General features: G+C 68.5%; 16 protein-coding genes. 9 read left to right on the top strand and 7 right to left on the bottom strand.

Annotated elements, in window-relative coordinates:
• Positions 1–86: 86 nt before the first annotated feature.
• Both ACP7A3_RS14330 and ACP7A3_RS14325 read right to left on the bottom strand, forming a co-directional pair.
• Positions 87–869 carry an SDR family NAD(P)-dependent oxidoreductase gene (locus tag ACP7A3_RS14330; protein ID WP_426256414.1) on the bottom strand — a complete coding sequence of 261 codons (783 nt, stop codon included), beginning with the start codon at positions 867–869 and terminating at the stop codon, positions 87–89.
• Positions 866–2,008 carry a fumarylacetoacetate hydrolase family protein gene (locus tag ACP7A3_RS14325; RefSeq protein WP_426256415.1) on the bottom strand — a complete coding sequence of 381 codons (1,143 nt, stop codon included), beginning with the start codon at positions 2,006–2,008 and terminating at the stop codon, positions 866–868. The genes ACP7A3_RS14330 and ACP7A3_RS14325 overlap by 4 nt, the downstream gene beginning before the upstream one ends.
• A 227-nt stretch (positions 2,009–2,235) precedes the next feature.
• Between ACP7A3_RS14325 and rpsU the strand changes: the two genes are divergently transcribed.
• Both rpsU and ACP7A3_RS14315 read left to right on the top strand, forming a co-directional pair.
• Complete coding sequence (gene rpsU, locus ACP7A3_RS14320; protein ID WP_017978269.1) at positions 2,236–2,442, top strand: 30S ribosomal protein S21; 207 nt, start codon at positions 2,236–2,238, stop codon at positions 2,440–2,442.
• A 109-nt stretch (positions 2,443–2,551) separates the two neighbouring features.
• On the top strand, positions 2,552–3,139 hold the full coding sequence (locus ACP7A3_RS14315) for an FKBP-type peptidyl-prolyl cis-trans isomerase (protein ID WP_017978270.1): 588 nt from the start codon (positions 2,552–2,554) through the stop codon (positions 3,137–3,139).
• A 159-nt stretch (positions 3,140–3,298) separates the two neighbouring features.
• Here the strand turns inward: ACP7A3_RS14315 and ACP7A3_RS14310 are convergent, their stop codons facing one another.
• Genes ACP7A3_RS14310 through ACP7A3_RS14300 form a run of 3 tightly spaced genes read right to left on the bottom strand, consistent with a single transcriptional unit; the run spans position 3,299 to position 9,176 of the window.
• Entirely contained in the window at positions 3,299–4,720 is a 1,422-nt protein-coding gene (locus ACP7A3_RS14310) for an efflux transporter outer membrane subunit (protein WP_426256416.1), read from the bottom strand.
• Positions 4,717–7,917 carry an efflux RND transporter permease subunit gene (locus tag ACP7A3_RS14305; protein WP_426256417.1) on the bottom strand — a complete coding sequence of 1,067 codons (3,201 nt, stop codon included), beginning with the start codon at positions 7,915–7,917 and terminating at the stop codon, positions 4,717–4,719. The genes ACP7A3_RS14310 and ACP7A3_RS14305 overlap by 4 nt, the downstream gene beginning before the upstream one ends.
• The gene (locus ACP7A3_RS14300) at positions 7,914–9,176 is read right to left on the bottom strand and encodes an efflux RND transporter periplasmic adaptor subunit (RefSeq protein WP_426256418.1); all 1,263 of its coding nucleotides are present in this window, start codon (positions 9,174–9,176) and stop codon (positions 7,914–7,916) included. The genes ACP7A3_RS14305 and ACP7A3_RS14300 overlap by 4 nt, the downstream gene beginning before the upstream one ends.
• A gap of 86 nt (positions 9,177–9,262) precedes the next feature.
• On the opposite strand from ACP7A3_RS14300, the gene ACP7A3_RS14295 reads away from it, so the two are divergent.
• The 5 genes from ACP7A3_RS14295 (at position 9,263) to ACP7A3_RS14275 (ending at position 16,467) form a co-directional block, all read left to right on the top strand.
• Entirely contained in the window at positions 9,263–9,937 is a 675-nt protein-coding gene (locus ACP7A3_RS14295; protein ID WP_018251091.1) for a response regulator, read from the top strand.
• Positions 9,934–11,301, top strand: coding sequence for a sensor histidine kinase (locus ACP7A3_RS14290; RefSeq protein ID WP_426256419.1), 1,368 nt, complete (start codon positions 9,934–9,936; stop codon positions 11,299–11,301). The genes ACP7A3_RS14295 and ACP7A3_RS14290 overlap by 4 nt, the downstream gene beginning before the upstream one ends.
• 104 nt (positions 11,302–11,405) lie before the next feature.
• On the top strand, positions 11,406–13,865 hold the full coding sequence (locus ACP7A3_RS14285) for a PAS domain-containing protein (RefSeq protein WP_426256420.1): 2,460 nt from the start codon (positions 11,406–11,408) through the stop codon (positions 13,863–13,865).
• Between the two features lie 60 nt (positions 13,866–13,925).
• Positions 13,926–15,230 carry a nicotinate phosphoribosyltransferase gene (pncB, locus tag ACP7A3_RS14280; protein WP_426256421.1) on the top strand — a complete coding sequence of 435 codons (1,305 nt, stop codon included), beginning with the start codon at positions 13,926–13,928 and terminating at the stop codon, positions 15,228–15,230.
• Between the two features lie 184 nt (positions 15,231–15,414).
• A complete protein-coding gene (locus tag ACP7A3_RS14275; RefSeq protein ID WP_426256422.1) occupies positions 15,415–16,467 on the top strand; it encodes a diguanylate cyclase domain-containing protein in 1,053 nt (350 codons plus the stop codon).
• 9 nt (positions 16,468–16,476) lie between these two features.
• On the opposite strand, the gene ACP7A3_RS14270 is transcribed toward ACP7A3_RS14275, so the two are convergent.
• Positions 16,477–17,631, bottom strand: a complete 1,155-nt coding sequence (locus ACP7A3_RS14270) for a hypothetical protein (RefSeq protein WP_017978279.1) — start codon at positions 17,629–17,631, stop codon at positions 16,477–16,479.
• A 324-nt stretch (positions 17,632–17,955) separates the two neighbouring features.
• On the opposite strand from ACP7A3_RS14270, the gene ACP7A3_RS14265 reads away from it, so the two are divergent.
• On the top strand, positions 17,956–19,050 hold the full coding sequence (locus ACP7A3_RS14265) for a fatty acid desaturase family protein (RefSeq protein WP_426256423.1): 1,095 nt from the start codon (positions 17,956–17,958) through the stop codon (positions 19,048–19,050).
• Positions 19,051–19,098: 48 nt separating this feature from the next.
• Positions 19,099–19,623: a hypothetical protein gene (locus ACP7A3_RS14260; protein ID WP_426256424.1), complete on the top strand. Its 525-nt coding sequence runs from the start codon at positions 19,099–19,101 to the stop codon at positions 19,621–19,623.
• Between the two features lie 8 nt (positions 19,624–19,631).
• Here ACP7A3_RS14260 and ACP7A3_RS14255 read toward each other — a convergent pair whose 3' ends face one another.
• Complete coding sequence (locus ACP7A3_RS14255) at positions 19,632–20,237, bottom strand: hypothetical protein (RefSeq protein ID WP_426256425.1); 606 nt, start codon at positions 20,235–20,237, stop codon at positions 19,632–19,634.
• Positions 20,238–20,305 lie beyond the last annotated feature (68 nt).

The raw sequence follows: 20,305 nt of genomic DNA, 5'->3' as shown, positions 1-20,305 counted from the left end.
CTCTTGCCGTTCCCCTAGCCGCGGAGTGGACCCCGGACCAGTCCGGGGTGACGAACGGGACCTAACTGGCCGTCACCCCAACCCCGTCACCGCCAGCCGGCATCCACCCAATAATTATGCGCCGTACACATCTTCGCATCATCCGATGCCAGGAACAGCACCAGCGCCGCCACGTCCTCAGGGAGGATGCGCCCGTCCAGGCACTGGCCCGCGACGATCTCCGCCTCGCCCTCCGGCGTGTACCATTTCTCCTGCCGCGGCGTCTTCACATTGCCCGGCACCACCGCATTCACGCGGATGTTGCTACGGCCTAGATCGCGCGCCAGGCTGCGCGTCAGGCCCTCGATCGCGGCCTTGGCGGTCTGGTAGACGATCAGGTCTTCGAGGCCCAAATGCCAGCTGATCGACCCGAAGTTGACGATCACGCCGCCGCCCGCCGCCTGCATCGCCGGCACCACCGCCTTGGCGGCGAAGAACTGGTGGCGGAGATTGACGTTCATCCGCTCGTCCCAATAGGCGGGCGTGATGTCGGCGACCGTGTGGCGATCGTCGTTGCCGGCATTGTTGACCAGCACGTCCACGCCGCCCAGCGCTTCCTGCATGTCGGCGAACACCCGCGCGACCGCGTCGAGGTCGGTCAGGTCCAGCCGGCGGAACAGCGGCACATGCGCCGCGCCTGTGCTCAACCGCTCGACCAGCGCCAGCGATTCGGCCTCGGCAACGTCGACGAAGGCGACCTTCGCACCCTGCCGTACGAACGCCTCGACCAGCCCCGCGCCGATCCCCGATCCGCCACCGGTCACGATCACGCGCCGACCGCGCAGCGAGGGGTAGATCGCCCGAGTGTCGCTCATCATCGTGTCGGTCATTGAAACAGTCCCCGTGCCGCCAGATTGCGGATCAGCGCACCGATCCCGAACGCCCATGCCGGCGCGTCCTTCGAATGGACGACGCGATTGACCAGCCGCCCCAGCCGCGGCGTCGCGATCGCCACCGTATCGCCGACCTTGTGGGTGAAGCCCTGACCGGCCACGTCGCGATCCTGCGTCGGCGCGAACAGCGTGCCCAGGAACAGCACGAAGCCGTCGGGATAGTGATGCTCGCTCAGCGCCTGTCGTTTCAGTTCTTCGGGATCGCGGCTGATCTGGCTCATCGCGCTGCTGCCATCCAGCCTATAGCCGTCGGTGCCCTCGATCCGCAGTGTGATCTCGGCAGTCCGGACGTCGTCCATCGTAAACTGGTCGTCGAACAGGCGCACGAACGCGCCGAGCGAGCAGGACGCGTTATTGTCCTTCGCCTTGCCCAGCAGCAGCGCGGATCGCCCTTCGAAATCGCGCAGGTTGACGTCGTTGCCCAATGTCGCGCCCACCGCCTTGCCCTGAGCATCGACCAGCAGCACGACTTCGGGCTCTGGGTTGTTCCACGTCGAATCGGACCGCACGCCGACGTCCGCGCCCCAGCCCACCGTCGACAGCACGGGCGATTTGGTGAAGATTTCCGCATCCGGGCCGATCGCGACCTCCAGATATTGCGACCACAGGCCCTCGTCGATCAGCGCCTGCTTCAGCGCCGCGGCTTCGGGTGATCCCGGCACCACCGCGCGCATGCTGCCGCCGATCCGCCCCTCGAGTCGGCCGCGCACCTCGGCCGCCGCGCTCGAATCGCCTCGGGCGCGCTCTTCGATCACGCGCTCCATCGCCGATACGGCGAAGGTCACGCCCGCCGCCTTCACGCATTGCAGGTCGATGGGGGAGAGCAGGCGGACCGGGCCGTCGACCGACAGGCCGATCGCATCCAGCGCACCGATCGCCTCGCCCGCCGCGGGATCGAAGGCGGCGGCGGCGACCAGATCGGCGACTGTCGGCGCGACGCGGCTCATGTCATGGACGATGCCGTCCACCACCAGCACGGGGCAGGGGCCTTCGCCGCGATCGATGCGGCCGATCCAGCGGCCTTCGCGCCATTCCGCGCCCAGCGCGTCGGCAGGGTCGAACACACAGGCAGTCATGGGCCGGCACTCTCCTGTTATTTGTCTGTCAATTTAGCGGTTAGCGTTACCACTCGTTGTTCTAAGCCAGCCTGTCAACGCTTGCCGCCATGCCGGCCGCGCGGGATCGGGCATCGCGTGCCGTCACGGGTTGCCAATGCGGCATGTCGCTGCTAGGGGCACCGTTCGCACGGCGCGGACCCCTTGTCTGCGGCCGCATTAGCTATTGACCGGAGTGATTGGGTTTTATGCAGATCGTCGTCCGCGACAACAATGTCGACCAGGCTCTTCGCGCGCTCAAGAAGAAGCTGCAGCGTGAGGGTGTGTATCGCGAGATGAAGCTGCGCCGTCACTACGAGAAGCCGTCGGAAAAGCGTGCGCGCGAGCGTGCCGCTGCGGTCCGTCGCGCCCGCAAGCTCGAGCGCAAGCGCGCTGAGCGCGACGGCGCACGGTAAGTCATTGTAAAATCACCGGCGTGCGTGTGCGAAACACGCGCGTCGGCGTGACTTTTGCGACTTTTGAACCGGTGACGGCCGGCCCGGCACCACAGCTCCAGGTGCTCTGATGTCCACCGTCACCGCCGTTCCGCTGCAGCCCGTCAAGCGCAGCTACCTCGTCTACCTCTGGGTCGGCATCGCGCTCGCCTGCATCGCGGCGTTCGCGCTCGCGCGACAGGGCGACGACTTCCTGACCCGCAACGCCCGCGCCCGCGGCGTCGTCACCACCCCGTCCGGCCTTCAGTACAAGGTGCTGCAGCCCGGCGCGCCGGGTGCGCCCAAGCCGACCGACGCGGACGTCGCGCTGATCAACTACGAAGGCAAGCTGCTCAACGGCACCGTCTTCGACAAGTCGCAGCAGCCGACCCCCATGCCCGTCGCCGGCGTCGTCCCGGGCTTTTCCGAAGCGCTGAAGCTGATGCCCAAGGGCTCGAAGTACCGCGTGTGGATCAAGCCGTCGCTCGGCTATGGCGCCGAGACCAAGGGCCCGATCCCCGGCAATTCGACGCTCGTCTTCGATATCGACCTGATCGACTTCCTGCCAGAAGCGGTGGTCCGCCAGATGCAGATGCAGGCCCAGCAGGGTGGCATGCCCGGTATGCCCGGCGCGATGCCCCCGGGTGCGGTTCCCCCGGGCGCGCAGCCCCGCCGCTGATCCGGGCTTTCGACACATGAAAAGGCCGGCGCTGGTATCCCCAGCGCCGGCCTTTTTCGTTGGCTTCGATACCCGCTCGACGGAGCCTCGATCGTCATTGCGAGCGGAGCGAAGCAATCCAGAGCGTCCTGATGCGTCGCTCCCGCTCGCAGTGACCGATCACCGGCTGGCGACAGGCCCGCCGCTCGCCAAGAACAGCGCCACCGTGTCGCTCAGCCGCGCGCCCTTCGCCTGCACCAGCTGTGCGCGCGCCTGCGCGTCGGCGGCGGTGGCGTTGAGCAGCACCAGCGAATCGACTCCGCCCAGCGCCAGCTGCCGGCGAGTGAAGGTGAGGGCGCGGTTCGACGCATCGCTCGCCCGCGTCGCGGCATCCAGCGCCACGCCATCGGTCGCAAGGCCGGTCAGCGCATCGGACACGTCGCCGAACGCGGTCAGCACCGCGGTGCGGTACTGCGCCTTGGCGCCGTCCAGGGCGGCCTCGGCCGCGCGCTGCTGATGGCGCAGCGCGCCGGCGTGGAAGATCGGCTGGGTCAGGCCGCCGATCAGCGTCCAGAACGGATTGCCGTCCTTGAACATGTCGCCGAAGCGCTGCGCCGATCCGCCCGCGGTGCCACTGAGCGTGATCGATGGCAGCCGCGCCGCGATCGCGGTGCGCACGTCGGCGCCCGCGCCCTCCAGCTGTGCCGCCGCCGCCCGCACGTCGGGCCGGCGGGCGACGAGGTCGGAGGGGAGGACGGCGGGCAGGCTGGTCGGCAATTGCAGCGCCGCCAGCGTCGGCAGCGCGGGCAGGGGATCACCCGCCGGCCGGCCGAGCAGCGCCGCGATGACGACGCGCTGGTGTGCCTCCTGCCGCACCAGCGGCGGCAACGCACCCTCCGCAGTCGCGAGCGCGGTCTGCTGCGTCGCCACGTCGGCGGCGCCGATCGCGCCCAGGCGCTGGCGCTGCAACTGGCTCTTCAGGATGTCGCGGTTGACCGTGATGGCGATCTGCGCCGCCTCGACCTGATCGGCGAGCACCGCGCGCTGGACGATTGCCTGCACCAGATTGGCGACGACGCTGGCGCGCGCCGCGTCGAGCCGGTGGCGCTGCACCTCCGCCTGCGCCCGCGCCGAACGGATCTTGGATCGCACCCCGCCGAACAGATCGACCGGATAGCTGACCGCGACCTGCGCGGTGTGCAGTGTGTACAGCTGCTGGTTCTGGTCGGCGACCGCGGGCGACAGGGCATTGGAGACGCGCGTGCGCTCCGCCTGATAGCTGCCGTCGATCTGCGGCAGGGCCTGTCCTCCCGCCGCGCCCGCCAGCTCGCGCGCCTGCCGCAGCGAAGCGTCGGCGACGGCGATGTCATTGTTGCGCGCCAGCGCCTCGGCCACCAGCGCGTTGAGCTGCGGGCTGCCGAACGCCGTCCACCAGTCGGCGGCAACCGGCGCGGTGGTGAAGCCCTGCGCCGGCCCGGTCGCGGGGGCGATCGTGGCGGGCGTCGCGGCGGCGGGCAGCGGCGCATGTGCGTCGAGGTCGTGGACGGTGCTCGCGCACGCCGCGGTCGAGCAGGCGAGCAGGATGACGAGAGTGCGGGTCATGCGAGGGCCTCCTCTCCGGACGCATCGCGGTCGGGGTGCGGATGGTGGCCGACGTCGCGGCCATGCGCACCGCGATCCTCGGGCGGCACGCGCTTCGAGAAGCGGTCGATCAGCACCGGCAGGATCAGCAGGATCAGCACCGGCGCCAGCGTCATGCCACCGACGACGACGAGCGCCAGCGGCTTTTGCACCTGGCTGCCGATGCCGTGCGACAGCGCCGCGGGCAGCAGGCCGATCGCCGCGACCAGACAGGTCATCACGACCGGGCGCAGGCTGTGGCGCACGGTGGTGGCGAGCGCCGTCTTGCGGTCATGCCCTTCGTCGACGGCGTTATTGTACGTCGTCACGACGAGGATCCCGTCCATCACCGCGATGCCGAACAGCGCGACGAAGCCGATCGCGGACGAGATGCTGAACGCGGTGCCGGTCAAGGCGAGCGCCAACACGCCCCCCACGACAGCCAGCGGGATCGCCGCAAAGGCGAGCAGGCTGTCGCGGATCGACCCGAAATTGGCGTAGAGCAGCAGCAGCATCAGCAGCAGGCTGATCGGCACGACGATCTCGAGACGCGCGATGGCGTTGTTGAGATTGTCCAGCTCGCCCGCCCATTCCAGGTGATAGCCCGACGGCAGATGCACGGTCCGCTGGATGCGTGCGCGCGCTTCGTCCACCGCGCCGCCCAGGTCGCGGCCGCGCACCGAGAATTTGATCGGGATGTAGCGTTCCTGATGCTCGCGATAGATGAACGAGGCGCCGCTGGTCAGGTGGACGTTGGCGACTTCGGACAGCGGCACCTGGATCGTGGTATTGCTCCCGTCAGTGGCCGGCGCGCCGATCGTGATGCGGCGGATCGCCTCGATCGAATCGCGTTGTTCCGATTTCAGCCGGACGATGATCGGGAAGTGGCGGTCGGTGCCGGCCTCGTACAGGTCGGCGGTCGAGCTGCCGCCGATCGCCGCGGCGACCGTCTGGTTCACGTCGTCGGGCGTCAGGCCGTAGCGCGCGGCCTTGGCGCGGTCGACGTCGACGCGCACGGTCGGCTGGCCCAGCGACTGGAAGACGCCCAGATCCTCGATGCCGCGGACCTTGCTCATCTGGTCCTTGATCTGGTCGGCGTATTTTTCCAGCGTCGGCAGGTCGGGGCCGAACAGCTTGATCGAATTGGCACCCTTCACGCCCGACGCCGCTTCTTCGACGTTATCCTCGATATATTGCGAGAAGGAGAAATCGACGCCGGGGAAGCGCTGTTGCAGCTTCTTCGACAATTCCTCGGTCAACGTTTCCTTGGTCACCCCGCTGGGCCAGCTGTCGAAGGGCTTCAACGGCACGAAGAATTCGGCGTTGAAGAAGCCGGTCGAATCGGTGCCGTCGTCAGGGCGGCCCTGCGCCGACAGGACCGACTGGACCTCCGGATATTTCATGATGATCCGCCGCACTTCGTTGACGACCGGCTGGCCGCCTTCGAGGCTGATAGACGCGGGGAGCGTCGCGCGGATGTACATATTGCCCTCTTCGAGGTGCGGCAGGAACTCGATGCCGAGCGAGCGCACGCCGACGACGGCGACCAGCAGCATCAGCACCGCACCGCCCAGCGCGATCACCCGGTTGCCCAGCGCAAAGGCGGCGGCGGGTTCGTAGACGCGGCGCAGCTTGCCGACGATCCACGTCTCCACCTCGGACAGCTTGTCCGGCAGCAGCAGCGTCGCCAGCACAGGCGCGACGGTGAAGGTCGCGATCAGGCCGCCGGTGATGGCATAGGCATAGGTCTTGGCCATCGGGCCGAAGATATGGCCCTCGACGCCGGTCAGCGTGAACAGCGGCAGGAAGCTGGCGATGATGATCGCGGCGGCGAAGAAGATGCCGCGGCTGACCTCGCTCGACGCGCCCAGCACCGCCGAGAAGCGGTTGGCGAGCGTGAAATGCCCCTTGCCGCCTTCCACATGCGCCGATCGTTCCACCATGTGGCGGAAGATGTTCTCGACCATGATGACGCTGGCATCGACCACCAGGCCGAAGTCGAGCGCACCGACCGACAACAGGTTCGCGCTTTCCCCCTGCAACACCAGGATCAGGATCGCGAAGGCGAGCGCGAAGGGGATGGTAGCGGCGACGATGATCGCGCTGCGCAGATTGCCCAGGAACAGCCATTGCAGCGCGAAGATCAGCAGGATGCCGACCACCATGTTTTCGAGCACGGTGTGGATGGTGAGGTTGATGAGGTCCGAGCGGTCGTAGATGCGCTGCAACTGCACGCCCGGCGGCAGGATGCCGGAGGCGTTGATATCCGCGACCTCCTTCTGCACCGCTTTGATCGTCGGCATCGACTGGGCGCCGCGCTGCATCAGCACGATGCCCTGCACGATATCATCCTGATCATTATAGCCGGCGATGCCGAGCCGCGGGCTGTTGCCGATCGTGACGTGCGCCACGTCCTTCAGCAGGATCGGCTGGCCGTTGGCGCTGCCGACCAGCACGTTCTCGATACCGCTGACCGACTGGATCAGGCCGACGCCGCGGACGATCGCGGCCTGGCTGCCGAAGTTGATCGTCTGGCCGCCGACGTTGCCGTCGCTCTTGGCGATCGCCTGCAAGACCTGGCTGACGGTGACGTTGTGCGCGGCGAGCCGATCGTTGTCGATCACCACGTCGTACGCGCGCAGCTTGCCACCCCAGCCGGTCACGTCGATCACGCCCGGAATGCGCTTGAAGCGACGTTGCAGCACCCAGTCCTGCAACGTCTTGAGGTCCATCACCGAATAGCCCTTGGGCGCGGTGAGCTTGTAGCGGAAGATCTCGCCCACGGGACTCGTCGGCGACAGCGTCGGCTGCGCCCCGCCGGTCAGCGGCGGCAGCTGCGACAGGCGGTTGATGACCTGCTGCTTGGCCTGTTCGTTGGTGTAATCGTAGCTGAACTGGATCTTGATGTCGGACAGGCCGAACAGGCTGATCGCGCGGATCGCGGTCAGGTGCGGAATGCCCGCCATCTGCACCTCGATCGGGATGGTGACGTTGCGCTCCATCTCCTCCGCGGACAGGCCTTGCGTCTGCGTGATGACCTCGACCATCGGCGGGACGGGGTCTGGATAGGCCTCGATATTCAGGTTGATGAAGCCGATGACGCCGGCGAGCAGCATCGTGACGAAGACGCCGACGATGAGCAGCCGCTGGCGCAGCGCGAAGGCGACGATCCGGTTCATTCGCCCAGGCCCGCTTCGTTGACGAACAGCGCGCCCGCCGTGACGATGCGCTCGCCCGGTTGCAGGCCGGACGTGATCGTGACCTTGCCGTCCTGCGCATCGCCGGTGGTGACATTGCGCGAGACGAGCAGGCCGTCGGGGCGCACGACCCAGACGCGCGCATTGTCGCCTTCGTGGATCACCGCGACCGCGGGCACGACGATGGCCTTGGTCGAGGTGGCGCGGTGGATCGCGAAGCTCGCGAACATCTGCGGCTTCAGCGCGCCGTCGGGATTGGCGATCGCGGCGCGCACCGGCAGGCGGTGCGTCACGGGATCGAGCGCGGCGCCGACCAGATCGATGCGCGCGGTGAATTGGCGGCCGGGCAGGGCGGGGGTGGTGACGGTCGCGGCATCGCCGACATGGATCGACGCGGCCTGCGTTTCGGGCACCTGCGCGACCAGCCAGACGCGCGAGGGGTCGGTGATCGTCATCACCGGCTTGTCGCCGCCCTGCGTGACATATTGACCGGGCGCCACGTCGCGCGAGGCGACGAGGCCGCTGATCGGCGCGTGCAGCGTGGTGACGTCATGGATGCCGGTGACTTCGCCGACGCCCTCCAGCCGGTTGATCTCGCCCGGCGACTTGCCCAGCACCGCTAGCTTGTCACGCGCCGCGCCCAGGGCTGCGGCGTTGGTGCGCGCGGTCGCCTGTGCGGCGGCGAGGTCGGCCTGCGCCTGCTGGTAATCCTTCAGCGCGCCGCCGGCGGTTTCGTAGATCTGCTTCTGCCGTTCCGCGGTCCGCTGCGCCGTTGCGAGTTGTGCCTGCGCATTCTGATACGCTGCGCGCGCCGCGAACAGGCCGCTGCGCGCATCGACGAAATCGGTGGTCCGCACCAGCATCAGCGCCTGACCCCGGCTGACGCGCTGGCCCGCATCGACCAGCACGCGCACGACCTGGCCCGAATAGGGCATGACGACCGGCGTGCTGCGATCGCCGTCCACGGTGATCGCACCGCTCGCCAGCGTCGCCGCGTCCGACAGCGAATCGCCGACGCGCATCGTCGTCAGCGCGGCCATCTGTTCGGCGCTGGGGCGGAAGGTGCCCGGCGGCGACGCTGGCGGCGGCGCCTCCTCATGGTGCGTCAATTTGCCGATCAGCGAGACGAGCAGGCCGATCCCGATCAACACCGCCGCGGCGATCCCCAGCCACCGCCATTGCGCCGACCGACCCAGGGTCGTGGCGGGGGGTAGCGTCTCCGGGGTATCGGTGGCGTGCATGATGCGTCTCGCAGGCAATGAGGGTGGAGCCGGTAGGCCGGCTCGCTTACAGAATGCTGACAAATGCTGCGGCGCGAAAGGGTCCGATGCGGATTTTGTTGGTAGAGGACGATCGCGGGCTGGCCGACGCCCTGACGGCGGCGATGGTGCAGCGCGGGCTGACGGTCGATCTCGCCACCGATGCCGAGGAGGCGGAGGCCTATCTGGCGACCGCTGGCCATGCCGCCGTGCTGCTCGATCTGGGCCTGCCCGACGATGACGGCCTCGCGGTGCTGCGCCGCATGCGCGCGCGCGGCAACACCTGTCCTGTGCTGGTGCTCACCGCGCGCGGCGGTGTCGACGTGCGCATCCGCGGCCTGAACGACGGCGCCGACGATATCCTGGTCAAGCCGTTCGACCCGGACGAATTGCACGCGCGCATCCTCGCGGTGTTGCGCCGGCAGGGCGGCTACCTCGGCAATGCGCTGGCGTGCGGGGCGTTGCGCTTCGACGTCGACACGCGCGTCGCCTGGGTGGGAGAGCAGCGGTTGACGCTGTCGGCGCGCGAGACCGAATTGCTCGACCTGCTGCTGCGCCGCCTCGGCAAGGTGGTGCCCAAGCGCCTGGTCGAAGATCATCTGTTCGGCGTCGGCGGCGATCTCGGCTCGAACGCGGTCGAGGTCTATGTCCACCGCCTGCGCAAGCGACTGGACGATGCGGGCAGCGGCGTGCGGATCGAGACGGTGCGCGGCGTCGGCTACCTGCTCCGTCCGGCGACATGAGCAAGGGCTGGCGCCTGCGCCTGCCGCGCTCGCTGTTCGGGCAGGTGGCGCTGCTCTACGGCGCGACGGCGCTCGCCGCGGCGATCCTGTTGCCCTTCGGCACGGCGATGCTGCTCCACCAGATCGCGGGCCAATATCAGCGCGTGATGCTGGAACGGCAGGCGGATGCGGTGGCGATGCTGCTGCCCGGTGACCGGCCGCATCGCGCGGTGCGCGCGGTGGACCTGCTGGCGGGCGGATTGACGCTCGCCGTCGTCGATCGCTCGCGCCACGTGCTCGCCGAACGCGGGCCCGCGCGGCCCGAACTGGTGACGGGAATCGCGCTCGATTCGCGCACCCGGCATGTCCGCCGCGGCGCGCTGGCCGCGGTCAGCCGGCCGGTTGGCGGTCGCTGGGTCGTGGTGTCGCAGGATGCCGCCGCGCCGGAGGTGGTGACCGACGATATCGTCCGCACCTTCCTGTCGCGCTTCGTGTGGCTGCTGCTGCCGGTGACGCTCATCGTGCCGCTGGTCGGCGCGTGGATGGCCCGGCGGCTGACCCGGCGGATGAGCGCGGTTTCGGCGATCGCGGCCGACATCGGCCCGCGCACGCTCGATCGCCGCCTGCCGCAGGGCACATTGCCCGCCGAGGTCGAGCCGCTGGCGATCGCCACCAACGCCGCGCTCGATCGCCTCGAACAGTCGTTCGTCACCCAGGCCGCCTTCGCCGCCGACGTCGCGCATGAGCTGCGCACGCCGCTGTCGGTCATCCGCCTGCGCGCCGACGGCGTCACCGATCCCGCGGTGCGCACCGCGCTGCTTGCCGAGGTGGATCGCGCCGCGCACGTCATCGCCCAGTTGCTCGCGCTCGCCGACCTCGAACGCCCGCCAGAGGACGCTGGCACGCCGGTCGACCTGCTCGCCCTCGCCGAACAGGTCGTCGCCGACCGCGCACCGATCGTCATCGATGCGGGCTATCGCATCGCGCTGGAAGATCGCGGACCAACGCCGGTGCGCGGCTACGCCCACGCCATCCAGCTTGCGGTCGAAAACCTCATCGAGAACGTCCTGCGCCACACCCCGCCGGGCACCGGCATTACCGTCGCGGTTGGGCCGGGTGCGCAGGTGCGCGTCACCGACGACGGCCCGCCGATCGACCCGGCCACGCTGGCGCAGATGACGCGGCGCTTCTGGCGCGGCAGCGCGACGCGCAGTGGCGGCAGCGGCCTGGGCCTCTCGATCGTCGCGCGGGTCGCGGCGGCGCACGACGGCGCGCTCCATCTGTCGACCGGGGCGAACGGTCATGGCCTTTGCGCGACAGTGACGCTGGAACGGGCCGACATCGACCGCGTCGGCGATCGGTCACGCTGGCCGAATGACGGATAGCGCTTGCCCTTCAACGCGTTAAAGCAGACCCTCAGAACTTCCGCGGCGCAACGGCGTTGTGCGTGCGGTTCGGAAGGCAGGCGCCTTCGAGGATTGAGGGTCGAGTGAGGCATTCGGGGTCTAAGGCGCAGCCGGCCGAACAGCTGGCGGCGATGTATGCGGCATCGTCGGTCGGGCTCGCCATCCTCGATCCCGATCTGCGCTACGTCTGGGTGGACGATCGCTTCGCGCGGCTCAGCGGCGTATCGGTCGCCGATCATATCGGGCGCACGGTGGGCGAGGTCACACCGGATCGCGCCGACCCTGCCATAGCGCTTGCCGCCCGGGTGCTGGCGGGCGAAACGGTCAAGGGGCTGGAGATGACCGGCCCCGACGGCACCAGTATGTGGCGGCAAAACTGGCTGCCGATCCGTGACGACGCCGGCCAGCTCACCGGCATCGGCGTGTCGGTGCAGGATGTGACGGAGGAACGTCGCGCCGAACGCGCCATCGCCACGCTCAACCGGATCAATACCGCGCTCGCGGCCGAACACGATCTCGAACGGCTCGTACAGATGGTCACCGATGCCGGGGTCGAGCTGACCGGCGCGTCGGTCGGCGCGTTCTTTCATAACGTCATGGATGACAGCGGCGAACGGCTGCACCTGTTCACGCTGTCGGGCGGCGAACGCGGCGACTTCATCCGGCTGGGTCGCCCGCGTGGCACCAACGTGCTGGGCCCGATCTTCCGCAACGAGGTGATCCGGTCGGGCAACATCACCCGCGACCCCCGCTACGGCGCCAACGCGCCCTTTGCCGGCATGCCGCCGGGCCATCCCGAGGTGACGAGCTACCTCGCCGTACCGGTGGTGTCGCGGCACGGGCAGGTGTTGGGCGGCCTGCTGTTCGGCCACCCCCATGCCGATCGCTTTTCGCAGCGTCACGAGGACCTGATCCTCGGCCTAGCTGCGCAGGCGGCGGTGGCGATCGAGAATGCGCGCCTGCTCGCCGCGGTCCAGTCCGCCAACGAACGGCTCGAACGGCGGGTCGAGGAACGCACCGCCGAGCGCGATCGCGTCTGGAACCTTTCGCGCGACCTTCTCGTGGTGGTCGAACCAGATGGCCGGTTCCGCTCGGTCAACCCCGCTTGGACCGCGGTGTTCGGCCATTCGCAGCACGATGTCGCGGGGCGGCCCGTGACGGATTTCGTCCACCCCGACGATATCGCCATGACCCAGGCAGCACTCGCGGCGGCGGCGTCCGGCGCGGACGTACCGGTCGTCGAAAACCGCTATCTCGCCCACGACGGATCGCTACGTTGGATCTCCTGGCTGACCTCGACCGAAGGCGGGCTGATCTACGGTTCGGGCCGCGACGTGACCGAGGCGCGGCGGAAGGACGAGGCTCTGCAACGCACCGAAGAGGCGCTGCGGCAAAGCCAGAAGATGGAGGCGATCGGCCAGCTGACCGGGGGCGTCGCGCACGATTTCAACAATCTCCTGACCCCGATCCTCGGCGGTCTCGATTTCCTCCGCCGCAAGCTCCCCGATGGCGACCGCAGCCTCCGCCTGCTGGACGGCGCGATCCAGTCCGCCGAGCGCGCCAGCACCCTGGTGCAGCGCCTGCTCGCCTTCGCGCGGCGCCAGCCGTTGCAGCCCGATGCGGTCGATCTGGTCGCCCTGACGCGCGACATGGCGGCGCTGCTCACGACGACGGTCGGCCCGCAGATCCAGCTGGTCATCGACGCACCCGAACGGCTGCTGCCCGCGATCGCCGATCGCAACCAGATCGAAATGGCGCTCCTCAACCTCGCCGTGAACGCGCGCGACGCCATGCCCACGGGCGGCGTCATGCGCGTCGCTTTGGGGCACAAGCACCTAACGGAGGCGGAAGAGCCGCTCGCACCCGGCGACTATGTCTGTCTCAGTGTCAGCGACACGGGCCACGGCATGGACGCCGCTACGCTCGCCCGCGCGATCGAGCCGTTCTTCTCCACCAAGGGCGTCGGCCGCGGCACCGGGCTTGGCCTGTCGATGGTCCATGGTCTCGCCAGCCAGCTCGGCGGCACGTTCCGGCTCGCCAGCACGCCGGGGGCGGGGACGGTCGCCGAATTGTGGCTGCCGGCGAGCCTTGTGTCCGTCACGCCCGTTCCCGACGCGACCGGTGCGGCGCCGGTCCATGGCGCTGGCTGCGTCTTGCTGGTCGATGACGAGGGCGCGGTACGGGCCGCGGCGGCGCAGATGCTGCACGATATCGGCTATCGCGTGGTCGAGGCGAACAGTGCGGACGCGGCGCTGCGCCTGATGCGCGACGGCCTGTCGCCCGACCTGCTCGTGTCGGATCATCTGATGCCCGGCATGACCGGCACCGAATTGGCGCGCCGCCTGCGCGCCGACCAGCCCGATCTGGGGGTGCTGATCGTCTCGGGCTATGCCGATGTCGAGACCCTCTCGCCCGATCTCGCCCATCTCCCCAAGCCGTTCCGCGAGGCCGATCTCGCCGCGGCGCTGGCAGGCCCCAAGGTGTTCGCCGCCCCGATGCGCGAGCCCGAGCTTGGCGTCGAGGCCGCGTCGCCGCGTGTGTGACCTCGCCCGGCGATCGGCTACACCCGGTCGCTAAACATTCTTCGCGCCTCAGGATTTCTCATGCCCGTCACCGACATCGCCACGCGCGTCTACAATCACGGCTGGCGGCTGGACCCGGTGGTGCGCAGCCTGCTCGACACCGATTTCTACAAACTGCTGATGTTGCAGCTCATCTGGCAGCGGCATGCCGACGTGCAGGCGACCTTCGCGCTGATCAACCGCACCACGTCGGTGCGCCTCGGCGCGGTGATCGACGAACGCGAGCTGCGTGAACAGCTCGACCACGCCCGGTCGCTGCGCTTCTCGAAGCGCGAGCTGATCTGGCTCGCCGGCAACAGCTTCTACGGCAAGCAGCGCATGTTCGCCCCCGATTTCCTCGCCTGGCTCGCCGACTTCCGCCTGCCCGACTACGAGCTGCGCACCATCGACGGCCAGTTCGAACTCCATTTCGACGGGCCCTGGACGCACACGACGATGTGGGAAATCCCGGCGCTCGCCATCGTCAACGAACTGCGCTCGCGCGCCGCGCTGAAGGGCAGGGGGCGGTTCGAGCTCGACATCCTCTACGCCCGCGCCAAGGCGAAATTGTGGGACAAGGTGGAGCGGTTGCGCGCCATCCCCGATCTCGTCCTGTCGGACTTCGGGACGCGCCGGCGCCACGGCTTCCTTTGGCAGCGCTGGTGCGTCGAGGCGGTGAAGGAAGGGCTGGGCAGCCGCTTCATCGGCACCTCCAACGTCCTGCTCGCGATGGACAACGACCTGGAGGCGATCGGCACCAACGCGCACGAACTGCCGATGGTGCTGGCGGCTCTGGCGGGCGACGATGCCGGGGTCGCCGCTGCGCCCTATCGCGTGCTGGAGGAGTGGCGCGCGCATTACGACGGCAATATGCTGATCGCGCTGCCCGACGCCTTCGGCACCGCGGCCTTCCTGCGGCACGCCCCCGACTGGCTGGCCGACTGGACCGGCTTCCGCCCCGATTCGATGCCGCCGATCGAGGGTGGCGAACAGATCATGGCCTGGTGGCAGGCGCATGGCGTCGACCCGCGCCAGCGGCTGCTGATCTTTTCGGACGGGATGGACGTCGACAGCATCGAGGCGACCGCGCGCCATTTCCGCGGCCGGGTGCGGACCAGCTTCGGTTGGGGCACGAACCTCACCAACGACTTCCGGGGCTGCGATCCTGAGGGCGGCCATGCGCTCGAACCCATTTCGCTGGTCGCGAAGGTCATCGCCGCCAACGGCCGCCCGGCGGTGAAACTCTCGGACAATCCCGCCAAGGCGACCGGCGATCCTGCTGAAATCGCCCGCTATCGTCGCATCTTCGGCGACGAGGGCCGGCCGGCGCGCAGCGTCACGGTGTGACGCCGCCTCTGCGTCGTCGCGATCGCGGCCACGCGTGATTGGTCCGTTTTGCACAAAATGTTAATACGCGCCGGATATGAGTCTCGCCGGAACGGAGTTGATTGTGTCGGTCATCGGGACATTCCTGCGCAGGGCGGAGCGGGCGTTCGATCGCGCGCTGGGTGTTCCACGTGATGATATAGCGTTGCGCGCCGATCTGATCGACACGATGATGCTGCGCCCCGTCGGCGTCTTGACCGCAAGCCTCGGCTTTCTGCTGATGAGCGCGTCGGCCTGCTGGTTCGCACGGACCGGCTGGGCCGTCGCCTGGCTCGTCACGGATCTTGTCCTGCTCGCGGCGCGCATCGTGCCGGCGTGGATCGCGTGGCGGACGAACAGCCGCGTGCCCTATCGCATCGCCCGCATCATCCTCCTGCTCGCCAGTCTGATGTTCGCGACCTTCGGCGTCGGCTGTGCGTTCAGCTTCGCGACCGGAATCCAGGAATTGCAGCTGGCCGCGACGATGGCGGTCATGGCGTTGTTCACCGGCCTCGCGATCCGCTGGGCCGCCCTGCCGCGGCTTAGCATCGCGATGCACGTCGTCGTGGGCGCGCCGATGGCCTGCGCGCTCGCCGGGATCGGCGCGTTCGTGCTCCTGCTGTTCGCGGTGCTCGCGATCGGGTCGATCGTGCTGACCGTCCAGAACAATCGCACGCTGCTGGCGGTCCTCGCCGCCAAGCGCCAGGCGCAGCAACTCGCGCGTACCGACGTGCTGACGCAGCTCGTCAACCGCGCCGGCCTCGATATCGAGCTCGAACGCCTGGCTGGCACCAGCACCCGATCCGTATCGCTGCTGTTCCTCGACCTCGACGGGTTCAAGGGCATCAACGATCGCTACGGCCATGCCGCCGGCGACCGGTTGCTGGTGGAGATCGGCGCACGCCTGCGCGCGGTGGCAGGGGAACAGGTGGTGGCGCGGCTAGGCGGCGACGAATTCGTGATCGTCCTGCCCGATGCCGGCGCCCAGATGGCGGAGGTCATGGCCGCCGCCGTACGCGAAGCCATCACCCGCCCGATCCATCTGCGCGAACACGGCGCCCTGGTCAGCGTCGGCGTCAGCCTCGGCTGCGCCAGCGGCTCGCTCGCGGTCGATGGCGCCGCACGACTGCTCGCCGATGCGGATGCCGCCCTCTATGCCGCCAAGCGGCGGCGCCACCGAGAGGCCGCCCGTCAGGCCGCACCGCGCAACGCGGCCTGACGCTACCACCTACAGCGTCTTTTCGTAGACGGTGTAGGTCTTGTTGACCCGGCTCTGGATCGTCTCGGCGATCGACCGCATCCCCTGATTGTCCTCCAGGATCCACCCGATCTCGCCGCGGCTCGCGCCATAGCGCTCCACCGAGGCGCGACGGATATATTCGATCATCATGAAGGCGAGCTGGCTCGCCATCCGCGACGACTGCAGCTCCTTCACCACGCCCATCAGCGGCACGCGCATCGTGCGCACCTTGGGATGGCGCAGCCACAGCAACAGCTTCGCCCAGCCGAACGGCAGCAGCGACCCGTTCAGCGGCTTGATTGCCTCGTTCAGGTCGGGAAGCGTGATCATGAACGCCACCGGCTTGCCGTCCAGCTCGGCGATGCGGATCAGGTCGTTGAACACGATCGGCTTCAGCTTGACGCCGACGTCCTTGATCTCGGGCGGGGTGAGGGGGACGAACCCCCAATTGTCGCTCCACGCATCGTTCAGGATGGCGAGGATGATCGCCGCCTCTTCCTCGAACTTACGCTTGTCGACCTCGCGCACGACGATGCGCGGATTGTTCTCGCCCGATTTGATGATGCGCTTGACGATCGGCGGGAATTCCTGGGTGATATCCAGCTCATAGGTGAAGAGCTGCTTGGCCGCCGTATAGCCCGCACGCTCGATCCAACCCTGATATTCTGGCTTGGCATGGCCCATCATGATCGTCGGCGCATGGTCGAAACCCTGCACCAGCAGACCCGGCTCTTCCCAGATCGACTGCGAGATCGGCCCCAGCGCGCGCGTGATGCCCTGCGCGCGCAGCCAGTCCTCGGCCTTGGCGAGCAGCGCGACGAAGATATCCTCGCGCTCGGCATCCATCAGGCCCCATTGGCCGACGCCGGGGCCGAAGCCCTGCACCGCCGGCATGGTCAGCGCCAGCGTATCGATATGCGCCGAGATGCGCCCGACCACGCGGCCGCCCTCGCGCGCCAGGAACAGCTGCGCCTTGGCGTGGCTGTACCAGCCGTTCTTTTCAGGCGTGATCAGGCCCAATGCCTCGCCCTTCAGCGGCGGCACCCAATTGGGATCATCCTTGTACAGCCGGAACGGCAGGTCGACGAACGCCTTGCGGTCGCTCTTGCTGGTGACGGGCGTAATCGTCAGGTCGCTCAACATTTCCCTCCCATGTCGGACCATGCACTCCATTCAGTCCTCCCCCGCCAGGGGGAGGTGGCATGCCGTGAGGCATGACGGAGGGGAGGTTAGGGAAGCGCCTCGTAACCGAGGACATTCCTGTCCGCCCCCTCCGTCACCGCCTTCGGCGGCGCCACCTCCCCCTGGCGGGGGAGGACTAAGCTGCGGCGCCGAACATCGGTCGGCTCTAGCACGTCGGGCAACGGGGTCGAGTGACGATTCCGTCATCTGTGATCGAGAGGATGCACCGACGCACGCCTGTAAATGCCACGCTGTCGCCACTATCTACGGGCAATGGACCACGCCATGGAAAGCTCGCTGACCCTCTCGCGCAGCCCCGCTCCGGCGGCAGCCGCCGCGCGGACCCCGCGCCCGCGGATCGCCGACGACAAGGCGATGCTGCGCGCCGCTGCCGAACTGACGCGCGACCTCATCGCGCCGCGCCCCGGCATCTACTGGGCCGATCTGATCGCCTCGGCGGTGATCGGCTATGGCGCGCTGGCGGTCGCGGTGACGGTGCAGGGAACCGGATGGGTCGTGCTGGCCGCGGTGGTGTCGGCGCTGGCGCTGTACCGCGCGCTCAGCTTCATCCACGAAGTCAGTCATATGAAGCACAGCGCGCTGCCGCGCTTCCGTGGCGGCTGGAACGCGCTGGTCGGCGTGCCGATGCTCACCCCCAGCTTCATGTACGAAGGCGTGCATAACCTGCACCATGCCAAGACGCGCTACGGCACGTCGGAGGATCCCGAATATCTGCCGCTCGCGCTGATGAAGCCGTGGACGCTGCCCGCCTTCGTCGTCATCTCCGCGCTGGCGCCGATCGGTCTGCTGATCCGCTATGCGATCCTGTCGCCGATCTCGCTTCTGTCGCCCAAGCTGCGCACGACGATCGTCGAACGCTATTCGGCGCTGGCGATCAACCCGTCCTTCCGCCGCCGCGCGCCGGAAGGCGAGGCGAAGCTGCTGTGGAACCGCGTCGAAACCGCTGCCAGCCTCTGGGCGATCGCGATCGTCGTGCTGACCGCGACCGGCGTCTTCTCGCTGCGTGGCGTGCTGATCGCGCTGGGAATCGGATCGGGCGTCGCGGTGGTCAATCAGGTGCGCACGCTGGTCGCGCATCTGTGGGAAAATGACGGCGAGCCGATGAGCGTCACCGCGCAATATCTCGACTCGGTCAACGTGCCCCCGCCCGCGCTGTTGCCGGCTTTGTGGGCGCCCGTCGGCCTGCGCTACCACGCGTTGCACCACCTGCTACCCAGCCTTCCCTATCATTCGCTGGGCGAGGCGCACCGCCGCATCACCGCCGCGCTGGAGCAGGATTCGCCCTATCACAAGGCGAGCTATGCCGGCCTGCCGGGCCTAGTGAACAAGATCGTGCGGAGCACTTTCGTCGCTCGCTAAACCGGCGTAGGATCGCCCGATTGGGGCATGTCGAGGGGGAATGGCCGCATGAGCATCGTGTTGGCCATGGCCCTGCTCGCCGAAGCGGTCACCGCAACGCCAAACCCGCTGCCCAAGGGCACTGTCACGGTCGCGATACGCGCTGACGACGATCAGGCGGCGGCCTTTGCCGAAACGGTCGGATCGTCGCTCTCCGCCGCCGACTTCCTCGTCCTCCCGCCGGCCGGGCCGAGCCGCTACCAGGCCCGCGTCACGATCGACCGCGATGTCTGCGGCCTCGTCACGGCACCCGCTCCCGTGGCGGGCCCCGACGTCAGCGTCGGCAATTGGGGGAGCGGTGTCCGGATCAGTCTGCCGACCCGCAAACAGGATTTGCGGCCCCTGGTCGTGACGCGGATGACGCTGACCCTTGTCGACGTGCGCAGCGATCGCACCCTATGGACCGGCACCGCGGTGACGACGCAGGTCGGAGGCACGCCCGCCGACGATCCGCACGCGCTCGGCACGAAGCTCGCCGACGCGCTCGTCGTGCGCATGCCCGCCATTCTGGATGGTGCGTTGTCGATCCCCTGACCGGCGGATCACCCCATCTGATCGAACAGGCTCGGCATCGCTCCATTCGTCTGCGCGGCCAGCGTCGCGGCCGCATCGCGCGTGCGCTCACTCCACCCCCGCGCCTGACGCTCCTCGCTGCTCATCGCATCGTATTGTGTCACCAGCGTCTGGCTGTAGGCCGCAAAGCTGCCGCCCTTGATCGCGCCCGTCGCACTCTCCCGCTCGCGCGATTGCAGGGCTGCCTTGGCGGCGCTCACCTCGGTCCGCGAAAAGCCGCCGGCCTGGTTGAGCGCGATCGCCGCCAGCGCCCGGCCCGACAGCTCGTCCAGCTTGGGCGTCGCCGTCTTGCCCGCGCTCTTATACTGCGCGTCCAGCGTCGCGCACAGCTCCTTGGACAGTGCGGTGAAATCCTTCTTCGCGTCGGCGATCTGGGCGGACGCGCGCCTGGCGGCGGGGGAGATCGTCGCCACGTCCCCCTTGCTCGCGCTCGTCGCGGCCTTGGCCGGCTGTGCCGCCGGCGCGGTGCCGGTCGCGGTGACGGCAGCGGTCGACGTGCGGGCCGTCACGCCATAGCGTGATGCCAGTTGCGCCTGCATCAGTGCCGCAGCACCCGTTCCGGTCAGATTGGCCATCGCCCGATATCCCCTGCCGCCGTGCGACACAGCGCACGACGCCGGAGGAGGATAGGTCTCCATGGTTA

It is taken from the genome of Sphingomonas sp. DC5200-1 (genome assembly GCF_049897245.1).
GTDB classification, from domain to species: domain Bacteria; phylum Pseudomonadota; class Alphaproteobacteria; order Sphingomonadales; family Sphingomonadaceae; genus Sphingomonas; species Sphingomonas aquatilis.
This window is presented reverse-complemented; position numbering and strand designations above follow the sequence as displayed.